Here is a 9,640-nt window from a genome sequence, read left to right as displayed (position 1 = left end):
AACTCGACAAAGTTAGCGAATATTACCAGCATCAGGACGGCTGGACCAACCGCCTCATCCAGGGCGACAGCCTCCTCGTCATGGCCAGCCTGCTGGAGCGCGAAGGCATGGCGGGACAAGTCCAGACGATCTACATGGACCCGCCCTATGGCATAAAATATGGCAGTAACTGGCAGATCAAACTCAATAACCGCGACGTCAAAGACGGTAGCGACGATTCCTTAGCCGGCGAACCGGAAGTCATCAAAGCCTTCCGCGATACCTGGGAACTCGGCATCCATTCTTACCTCTCGTACCTGCGCGACCGCCTCCTGATCGCCAGAGAACTCCTCACCGAATCCGGTTCCTGCTTCGTCCAAATCTCCGACGAAAACGTCCACTTAGTCCGGTCGATCATGGATGAAGTGTTTGGAAGTGAGAACTTTTTATCTCAGATTGTTTTTAAAACAACGGCAGGGAAAGGAAGTAGTCATTTAGACAGAATATATGATTGCATTCTTATGTATTCAAGAAATGCCGATAGAATGAAGTACAGACCTTTGTTTGAAGAAAGGAATGAAGATGAAGATTTCACAAGATACTCTTATATACAATTTGAGAATGGAGAATTTAGAAGATTATCATCTGATGAATTAGACGGAGTAGTTCAATCACCCAGAGGTAAGAGGTTTAGAATAACGGCTCTTAATTCGCAGGGTCAAACTTCAGGAGAAACTTCGCAGCCCTTTACTTGGAATGGAACAATATATACACCTCCACAAGGACGTCACTGGTCCATTATGCATGATGGACTACGTAGGTTAGGTGAAAGTAAGAGATTAATACTTGAAGGGAAAAATTTATGTTATATCAGATACTTGGATGATTTTCCGGTATCAGAAATAAAAAACATTTGGATGGATGCTGGCGGCGGTGCATTAGTTCACGAAAAGCAATATGTCGTGCAAACAACCACGAAAGTTATTCAACGATGTATTCTTTTAACCACCGATCCCGGAGATTTGGTGCTCGACCCGACCTGCGGAAGCGGCACGACGGCATTTGTGGCGGAGCAGTGGGGCAGGCGGTGGATCACAATTGACACCAGCCGGATTGCGCTGAACATTGCCAAGCAGAGACTGATGACGGCGACTTATCCGTATTACAAACTATACAGCGAGCAGTCCGTCCCGGAAAATGGACAGGATCAGCATCCCATAACCAAAGACATTCGCCAGGGCTTTGTCTATAAGACCGTCCCGCATATTACCCTGAAATCACTGGCGAATGACGAGCCGCCTGCAACGGAGACGCTCTATGACCAGCCGGAGATCGACCGCAAGAAACTGCGCGTCAGTGGTCCATTTACTGTTGAAACCCTGCAAAACTTCGAGCCGGTTTCTCCCGCAGAACTCGAAATCGAACAAATCGCCGGCGAAGATGCCGGGGAGTGGTCGGAGAAAATCAAACAGCATTTGCTCTCCACCGGCATTAAGAACGGTCGCAAAGACGAGCGGGTCAATTTTACCAGAGTTGATATATTGCCGGACGCCTATCTGCATGCCGAAGGCTTTTTTCAAAACGGGGTTGGAGAAAAGAAAGCCTATTTCCATATCGGTCCCAAATTCGGCATGGTCAGCAAAACCGCCGTGAACGAGGCGGTCAAGGCCTGCCGGATTCGTGGTGATGCGCAGTGGTTAGTTATCCTTGGTTTCAGTTTTGAAAGTGATATCGAAGGCGACGTCAAGACCATGAGCATGGGACATTTTGAAGTGACCAAAGCACGCATCCACGATGATTTATTGCAGGAAGGTCTGAAAAAGAAACCGTCGAAATCCGCCGCATCCTTTGTTACCATTGGCGAGCCGGATATTACGGTGCATAAAAAGGAAAATCAGGTTACGGTAGAAATTTGTGGATTGGATATATACGACCCGATCAAAGATGAAGTTAAAGCCCGGAACGTTAGCGACATCGCTTACTGGATGATAGATGACGATTATGACGGCAGTAACTTCGTGGTGAAACAGGTTTTCTTCTGCGGCGGCGACCGGGACGAATTTGATAAATGGAAAAGAGGACTCAGCGATCTGGCAAAACATGAAATCAAACATAAGGCGGAAAAGACGATGAAAATCGAAATCGACGACGAGGCGTTCGACCGCCTCTATGGTCATGTTTCCCATCCCATCGAGATTAAAAAGAGCGACCAGAAAATCGCCGTCCGCGTCATCAGTATGTTCGGAGAAGAAACGACGAAAGTGGTGGCGGTGTAAAAGTCATTCGATGATAAAATGATTGATAAGCAAACAGTATTCATTTTAGGTGCGGGAGCGAGTGTCCCGTATAAATTTCCGACAGCCGACCAACTAAACAAGGATATCATAGAGCATTTCGAGAATAACTTAAAAAACTGGGCAACAGAGTATTATAGACAATCACCCTTAGATAGAAATCGTATTAATTGGGTGATTAAAAAAATCGTTGATGATACCGAAAAGTTTCGTGTGAATTTTCGAAAAGGATCGGGGCTTTCAATAGATAGATATCTTACTGACAATCCCAGTTTTTTATCTCCAGGTAAGAAAGCTATTTTACTGTCAATTGCACTTAAAGAAGATTTAAGCAGATTTCTTTACGAAGTTGATATCGAATATAGAAAACAGGATTGGTACAAAGACTTATTTAACGAACTGATAAAAGATTTCAGAGGGCCAAAGAATTGTCAGATAAATAAAAACCATATTAGTTTTATCACCTTTAATTACGATCGCTCTATAGAGCATTTTTTACATACGTCTTTGACAAGTCATTATACCGAAATGAGCACTGATATTTTGACTGAGGAAATTTTATCGATTCCAATTATTCATGTATATGGTACAATTGGGAATTTGCCATGGCAAAACTCAAATAGTGTTGAATACGGTTCCCGACTAAATGAGCACGACATAAATAAGTTAGTCGATAATCTTTTTGTCATTAAAGAAGAGCGTGAAAACCCAAATGCAGAACTGGTAAAAGCCGAAATACAAAAGGCAAAAAGAATCTTCTTTATGGGTTTTGGTTTTGCAGAAGATAATCTTCAAGTATTAGATATTCCCAAAATTCTACGCGATGACGTTGAAATATATGCCACGAATATGGGATTAACCAACCGAAAAAAAGATGAAATTGACAAGTTATTACGAGGACCCCGCCGTCAGGTTCATATTGGAGAAAATCCAACGGATTGTGTAAAATTGCTGGAAGAGCATTTTTTGTCATATCGCTGAGCGAGTGATTTTTAGATTTCTATTGTTGGAAAGATCGTGGTAGTGGAGGGGGAAAAGTCTTGAACTATGATTGGAATGATTGAATGAAGACTATGATTATTGTGGAAGGGTTCAATCATAGTGAATCAGAGAATCAGAAAAATCATAGTGCAGACGGTTATGATATTAAGTACCGGATGGGGAAGGAGGTCTGAACTGGGATTTATGGGATTGAAGGATGGAAACGTGGAAGAAAGGAGCAATCCGAATCATCGTTTGAGAAACTTATGAAACATAAGAAGATCAATCTAAGAAAGGTTCCCTCTGATGTTAACATCGTCCAGAGGCTTCTGCTTCTTCAAGAAAAGTCATTTGGTGGAACCTGTCTTCCTAAAACCATGCATTTAGCGAATAGCATTAAAGATAGTCTATCATTGTGTAAACCATATCTGAACCTTCCGGGAGAATGGTCTTTTGAAGACAAAGTACTTGTTCTGATTTGTCCTACTTTCAAGAGACTAATCGATCTATACTATGAGGGAAAAATACTTCAGATGGAAGAAACCTATCCAGGGAATGAATTGATTACGATTGACGAGATTTTATATCATACACTGTCAAAAATGCCAAAACGCTTCAAAATTTGTAACCAGAGGATTACAAGCACTGGAAATGAAAGTGATAAATAACGGATTGGGAAGGAAGTCTGAACTGGGATTTATGGGATTGAAGGATGGTCAGGATAAAGATTGATTGACAATTTCAATTTATTGATAAATGTCGGATAAAATGTAAATAACCAAAAGGAGGATGAAATGGAAAAGCAACAAATGTTTCCGAAAGAGTTTAAGTGTCCATTCTGTGGAGTTGTTCTTGAGTTAGAAGATGACGAAACTCATGCGCCGCAAATTTATTGTGCTTCTTGCCAAAAGGAAATCAATGTAGTGGATTTGGAGGAGCTGGTCGAATCAAACGTGAATATTGAGCACCGGTTTGAAACACTTGTAACAACTGGAAAAATCACATCGTTTATTGGGTGGATAATAACTGGTATTGGATTGTTAGCATTATTAGTTGGACTTCTTTATTTGGCTCAAGGGGATAGTGCAACTGTCACTTTAATTTCTGGTGTTATAGGAGTAATTACCGGCATAATGTGGATTGCTATTGGGCAATCTATATCCTGTTTTGTCGCGATAGAAGAAAATACGCGAAAGACAGCGGTATTATTGGCTAGGGAAAAGTAGTCCGAAATCCTTTTATCCGTGATTCGGAATGAACTGATAGCTAATTTGGCGGATGAGATTCAGGTCGCTTATGCTAAACCCGGCGGCAATTTGGATCGATTAATTTCTCATCTGGATAAACCGATACAGATTGGATTTTCAGAGTAGCAGATCAAACCTGCTGATTTTATTTTCACAACAATCATTTTTTTAAAATTTCCATTACATTCTCGCAAAGATTTACATTAGATTTCAATCAGATGAAAAAGAATACAAACGTCTGCAAAAAGTATGGTAAAGAAATCGAGATGGTGACCTCTTCTTGTCTAAATTGTGAAGATGCAAATGTTGCGTTGTATCGGAAAAAATTTATTCGCATCCCAACCCTGGAGATAAATCCTCATGCCCATCTTTGATCATTTCGATTTCCTCGCACCTCTCTACGAAAACTTCATTCCGCCCAAAGACCCGCAAGAAATTTGGGCGCTGGCAGATTTACCTGTCTCCGGCGCATTACTGGATGCGGGCGGCGGCACGGGTCGGGTGGCGCAATTTATGAATGGCAATGCCAGCCCCATTGTTGTCGCAGATCTGTCTTACAAAATGCTGTCTGAATCTCGCCAAAAAGAAGGATTGCGCCCGGTCTGTACACATACGGAAAAACTTCCGTTTCCTGATGAAACCTTCGCACGTATCATCATGGTTGACACTCTTCATCATGTTTGCAACCAGCGCAAAACGGCGAGCGAACTCTGGCGGTTGTTAAAACCGGGCGGTCGAATCATCATCGAAGAACCTGATATTCGCACTTCTATCATTAAATTAATTGCATTGGCTGAAAAGTTTGCCTTGATGCGCAGTCATTTCCTTTCTCCTCCGCGCATCGCCGAACTCTTTCATCATCCCAAAGCCCGAGTTCGTATAGAGACTGGTAAATACAACGTTTGGGTGATTGTGGAAAAGAAAAAATGAAAAATCGCCCGAAAATCCGAATGCCGTTAATCGTTTGCTCCAAGTGCGGAAACGAAATCGCGTCCGCCGTTCCGGTTTGTCCTTATTGCGGAAATGACATCTCTCTTCCTTTAAAAAAAGATGCCAAAAAACCATACGAGATCGTCAATCTGGAAGTTGACCTACCAACGATTTCACAAGCGTTAGCGCGGTTGGAAACGGCAATTCACAGCGGTAAACAACATCGAGCCGTCGTTTTGAAACTGATCCACGGCTACGGTTCGCATGGCATTGGCGGAGACATTCGATATGCTGTTCTGCAAAGTCTCATCGGCTTCAGAAAACGCGAGTTTATTGTGGATTTCATTCCCGGCGACGAAGTCGTTGAACAACATGAAAAACTGCGACCATTGAAGAAGAAATTTATCGTGATCAAAAACGATCCCGACACGACGCATCCAAATGCCGGCGTGACTTTTGTGATTCTCCGGCATATTTAAAATTTTAATGAAGGAACAAACTGATGAGCAAACCTTTTTTCATTCAAAAATCACCGACCATAATTCCCACAACCGATGGCAAATACATTGAGGAGCACTTCGGTCGAGCTAGCGATGGCGATACACGGATCAGCATTGCCCTGATGGTCGCTCCGCCGCATTGGAGCGAACCGCCTCAGACGCCGGAGTTTGACGAATTCACCCTGCTTCAAAAAGGAAAGAAACAGATCGAAATCGACGGCGGAATAGTCATTCTTAATGCAGGCGAATCCATCGTCGTCAAGAAAGGCACATGCGTCCGGTATTCCAATCCGTTTGACGAACCGTCGGAATACATCTCAGTTTGCCTGCCGGCATTTTCGTTGGAAACTGTTCATCGGAAAACGGACGCGTAATCTCAGATTTTGCCATTTGGAATTCACCCCATCATTCGTTAAAATTATCCGTAGATAAAGGAGAATCAGACCATGAAGAAAATTTACCGATCCAAAACCGATGAAAAACTCGCCGGGATTTGCGGCGGGCTGAGCGAAATACTGTCCATCGATTCGACGCTCATTCGTCTGGGCGTCGTTTTTGCAACGATCGTTACCGGTTTTTTACCGATGATCGTTACTTACATTATCGGCTGGATCATCATTCCCGAAGGGCCGATCGAGTAGTCGGCAATTCTTCATTTCATGCTGGGTACGTGGATTAACATAGTCGCCGTTCTGGTTGGAAGTTCCATCGGACTTTTTCTGCACTCCAAACTTCCGCAGAAAATCGTGACGATCGTTTTTCAGGCGATCGGATTGTTCACGCTCGGTCTGGGTTTCATCATGGCGTCTAAAACATCTTCTTTCCTTATCGTCGTATTTAGTCTGGTCATCGGCGCAATCCTCGGCGAACTGTTAAATCTGGAATCTGGGATCGACCGGTTGAGCGAACGATTGAAAATAAAACTTGGTTCAGCGAATGATCGTTTTGCTGAAGGACTCGTCACCGCTTTCCTTCTTTTTTGTATGGGTTCGATGACGATTCTTGGCGCATTTGAAGAAGGGTTCGGTGGAAAACCTAACCTGCTTTTGGCAAAATCGCTGATGGACGGTTTTAGTTCCATCGCTCTCGCTTCTGCGCTGGGAAGCGGCGTATTTTTTTCCGTCATCCCACTACTAATTTATCAAGGCGGGCTCACACTCTTCGCACACGCGCTCGGATCGGTTTTTAGTCAGCCGATCATCAACGGACTAACGGCGGTCGGCGGGATTTTACTGATCGGACTCGGGATCAATATACTGGAAATCAAGCACCTGCGGATCGTCAATATGTTGCCGGCGCTGGTGGTCGTAGTTTTTCTGGCTTACTTTTTTCTTTAACACAAGATTTCCTTTTCTCACAACAAACCCGTGATTTTCCCATTTTCATCGATGTCGATCGACTCGGCGGATGGCGTTTTCGGCAAGCCCGGCATGAGCATAATCGCTCCGGTAAACGGAACCAAAAAGCCGGCGCCTGACGATATCCCGATATTTCTAACTTTAATTGTAAAATTTTGCGGTTTGCCAAGAAGTTCAGGATTATCTGAAAGGCTGTACTGCGTCTTGGCAATACAAACCGGTAATTGTGTTAGATTAAGTCTTTCAATCAGCTTCAGATCGACTTTTGCCTCCGTTGAAAAATCGACGCCGCTCGCCCCGTAGATTTCCTGAGAAACGCGATTAATCTTTTCCTCAACCGTAGAATCAAGCGGATAAAGCGGTTCGAATTGATTAGCGTGATCGACCGCAGAGACGATTTTCTCGGCAAGATCGACGGCGCCTTTACCGCCATCTTCGAATGAAGTCACTATCGCTGATTGCGCACCGACTTCTGTAATCGCATGCCTCAGCGTTTCAATTTCTTCTGTAGTGTCGTTTGGAAATCGATTGATCGCAACGACCGCGGGCAATTTGAATTTGGCGACATTTTCCAAATGTTTTTCCAGATTCGCAAAACCTCTCAACATCGCTTCCGGGTTAGGCTTGTCTAATTCCTTTTTCGATACGCCGCCATGCAATTTCAATGCGCGGACAGACGCAACCAGAACAACGGCTTTCGGGTCCAGACCGGATTTCTGTGAGACAATATCAAAAAACTTTTCCGCACCCAAATCACAACCAAATCCGGCTTCCGTCACGACGAACTCCGAGATTTTCAAAGCCAGTTTCATACTGAGAACGGAACAGGTTCCCTGTGCGATGTTGGCAAACGGACCGCCATGTACAAAAGCAGGAGTTCCTTCACTAGTCTGTACAAGGTTCGGTTTCAGCGCATCCCGAAGAATCGCCGCTACGGCGCCAGTGATCCGCAGATGGTTCAGAAAAACCGGCTGATCATCCACAGTTAAACCAAGTAAAATTTTCCCCAGTCGCTCTTTCAATTCTGGATAGGATTCGGAGAGACAGAGAATTGCCATCACTTCGGACGAGGCGGTGATTCCGAATCCGGATTCACGCGGAAAACCGTTGACTTTTCCGCCTAATCCGACGACAAGATTCCGCAATGCGCGATCATTCATATCCATTACGCGGTTCCAAAATATTTTCCGCACATCCAGCAACGGATCGACTCGCCGAAACAAATAGTTGTCGATCGACGCCGCGATTAGATTATGAGCCGCTGTTACAGCATGAATGTCCCCCGTAAAATTTAAATTGATGTCTTCAGTCGGATAAACTTTCGCTCGACCGCCGCCGGTTGCTCCGCCTTTCATGCCAAAAACGGGACCTAATGACGGTTCGCGAAGTGTCACGGCGGCTTTCTTTCCGATTTGATTAAGCCCCATCGCCAGACTGATAGCGACAGTGGTTTTTCCTTCACCTGCGCTCGTCGGTGTTATAGCAGAAATTAAAATTAACTGACCATCCGGCGCAGAACGTCACTTTTCAATAGCAGTCAGTTTGACTTTGGCTTTATCATTTCCATATAGCTCAATTTCATCCCGCTCCAATCCGATACTGCGAGCAATATCAGAAATTGGCAACAGTCGGGGATTTTCTTTCTGCGATAATGAATCAGGCATAGGCTACTCCACGATATATTTTACAGTTTTATTAGCCCCATTTTATTTGGGCTTAAGTGTATTCATCAAACCAGACAAATTTTTCCATTGTAAATCTTTCGGGTCGGGTCAGTTCCATCGCCTTCTGCTTTTCAGATAATGAGACGTCGATGGCTTCGCTTTTCCTGCCGATGATAACCAAAGCAATCAGCGAAATTTTGTCGGGAAGCTGTAACGCCGTCTTGACCGCCTGATAATCAAACCCGGCAATTGGGTGAGCGACTAATCCCATTTCCGTCGCTTTCAATAGCAAAAATGCCGTCGCCATTCCAGCATCGAACAGAAAGTACTCGCGTTCTTTGATGACGCAATCGAACTCTTTTTTACTAAAGATTGCGGCAATTGCTGAAGCCTTTTTCGCCCAATCGTTGCCCGGCGACAATGCCGCGAAAAGTTCTTGAAGTTTCTTTGGATTGGTTACAAAGACGAACCGCCACGGCTGGTTATTGAAACAGGATGGCGACAAACTTACAGTAGATGCTATTTCAAGAACCATTTCACGAGTAATCCTTACGGGCGCCAGCGATCTGAAAGATCGTCGTTGTTGAATCAGGTCGGAAAATTCCATCTCAATTCTTTCCTCCAATATTCATCTTTTAAAATATAGTGATTCTTTTGTTTAAAAACACCAGTGGTTCTATATCTGCC

At 44.0% G+C, this 9,640-nt stretch carries 10 protein-coding genes and 1 pseudogene; 9 read left to right on the top strand and 2 right to left on the bottom strand.

Annotated elements, in window-relative coordinates:
• From COT43_08470 to COT43_08430, 9 genes are all read left to right on the top strand, one after another.
• On the top strand, positions 1 to 2,255 hold a 2,255-nt coding region (locus COT43_08470; GenBank protein PIS27846.1), incomplete at its 5' end, for a site-specific DNA-methyltransferase.
• A gap of 18 nt (positions 2,256 to 2,273) precedes the next feature.
• Entirely contained in the window at positions 2,274 to 3,254 is a 981-nt protein-coding gene (locus tag COT43_08465) for a hypothetical protein (GenBank protein PIS27845.1), read from the top strand.
• A gap of 266 nt (positions 3,255 to 3,520) precedes the next feature.
• On the top strand, positions 3,521 to 3,922 hold the full coding sequence (locus COT43_08460; GenBank protein ID PIS27844.1) for a hypothetical protein: 402 nt from the start codon (positions 3,521 to 3,523) through the stop codon (positions 3,920 to 3,922).
• 126 nt (positions 3,923 to 4,048) lie between these two features.
• Entirely contained in the window at positions 4,049 to 4,480 is a 432-nt protein-coding gene (locus tag COT43_08455) for a hypothetical protein (protein ID PIS27843.1), read from the top strand.
• A 381-nt stretch (positions 4,481 to 4,861) separates the two neighbouring features.
• Positions 4,862 to 5,431 carry a hypothetical protein gene (locus COT43_08450; GenBank protein PIS27842.1) on the top strand — a complete coding sequence of 190 codons (570 nt, stop codon included), beginning with the start codon at positions 4,862 to 4,864 and terminating at the stop codon, positions 5,429 to 5,431.
• Positions 5,428 to 5,910, top strand: coding sequence for a hypothetical protein (locus COT43_08445; GenBank protein PIS27841.1), 483 nt, complete (start codon positions 5,428 to 5,430; stop codon positions 5,908 to 5,910). Before COT43_08450 ends, COT43_08445 begins: the two co-directional genes overlap by 4 nt.
• 23 nt (positions 5,911 to 5,933) lie before the next feature.
• Positions 5,934 to 6,305: a cupin gene (locus COT43_08440; protein PIS27840.1), complete on the top strand. Its 372-nt coding sequence runs from the start codon at positions 5,934 to 5,936 to the stop codon at positions 6,303 to 6,305.
• A gap of 72 nt (positions 6,306 to 6,377) precedes the next feature.
• Positions 6,378 to 6,572: a PspC domain-containing protein gene (locus COT43_08435; GenBank protein PIS27839.1), complete on the top strand. Its 195-nt coding sequence runs from the start codon at positions 6,378 to 6,380 to the stop codon at positions 6,570 to 6,572.
• Positions 6,573 to 6,590: 18 nt separating this feature from the next.
• Positions 6,591 to 7,268: a DUF554 domain-containing protein gene (locus COT43_08430; protein ID PIS27838.1), complete on the top strand. Its 678-nt coding sequence runs from the start codon at positions 6,591 to 6,593 to the stop codon at positions 7,266 to 7,268.
• A 17-nt stretch (positions 7,269 to 7,285) separates the two neighbouring features.
• On the opposite strand, the pseudogene COT43_08425 reads toward COT43_08430, so the two are convergent.
• Both COT43_08425 and COT43_08420 read right to left on the bottom strand, forming a co-directional pair.
• Positions 7,286 to 8,953, bottom strand: a pseudogene (locus COT43_08425) (formate--tetrahydrofolate ligase).
• A 52-nt stretch (positions 8,954 to 9,005) separates the two neighbouring features.
• Positions 9,006 to 9,560 carry a nitroreductase gene (locus tag COT43_08420; GenBank protein ID PIS27837.1) on the bottom strand — a complete coding sequence of 185 codons (555 nt, stop codon included), beginning with the start codon at positions 9,558 to 9,560 and terminating at the stop codon, positions 9,006 to 9,008.
• Positions 9,561 to 9,640: the final 80 nt, after the last annotated feature.

Source organism: Candidatus Marinimicrobia bacterium CG08_land_8_20_14_0_20_45_22 (assembly GCA_002774355.1).
In the GTDB taxonomy this organism is placed as follows: domain Bacteria; phylum Fidelibacterota; class UBA2242; order UBA2242; family UBA2242; genus 0-14-0-20-45-22.
The sequence above is the reverse complement of the archived record's forward strand: the minus strand, read 5'-3'. Positions and strand labels throughout refer to the sequence as shown.

Excerpts from the sequence above, each read along its gene's own strand:
- COT43_08465 (PIS27845.1), top strand. The coding sequence starts at position 2,274 with ATGATTGATAAGCAAACAGTATTCATTTTAGGTGCGGGAGCGAGTGTC.
- COT43_08460 (PIS27844.1), top strand. The coding sequence starts at position 3,521 with ATGAAACATAAGAAGATCAATCTAAGAAAGGTTCCCTCTGATGTTAAC.
- COT43_08455 (PIS27843.1), top strand. The coding sequence starts at position 4,049 with ATGGAAAAGCAACAAATGTTTCCGAAAGAGTTTAAGTGTCCATTCTGT.
- COT43_08450 (PIS27842.1), top strand. The coding sequence starts at position 4,862 with ATGCCCATCTTTGATCATTTCGATTTCCTCGCACCTCTCTACGAAAAC.
- COT43_08445 (PIS27841.1), top strand. The coding sequence starts at position 5,428 with ATGAAAAATCGCCCGAAAATCCGAATGCCGTTAATCGTTTGCTCCAAG.
- COT43_08440 (PIS27840.1), top strand. The coding sequence starts at position 5,934 with ATGAGCAAACCTTTTTTCATTCAAAAATCACCGACCATAATTCCCACA.
- COT43_08435 (PIS27839.1), top strand. The coding sequence starts at position 6,378 with ATGAAGAAAATTTACCGATCCAAAACCGATGAAAAACTCGCCGGGATT.
- COT43_08430 (PIS27838.1), top strand. The coding sequence starts at position 6,591 with ATGCTGGGTACGTGGATTAACATAGTCGCCGTTCTGGTTGGAAGTTCC.
- COT43_08420 (PIS27837.1), bottom strand. The coding sequence starts at position 9,560 with ATGGAATTTTCCGACCTGATTCAACAACGACGATCTTTCAGATCGCTG.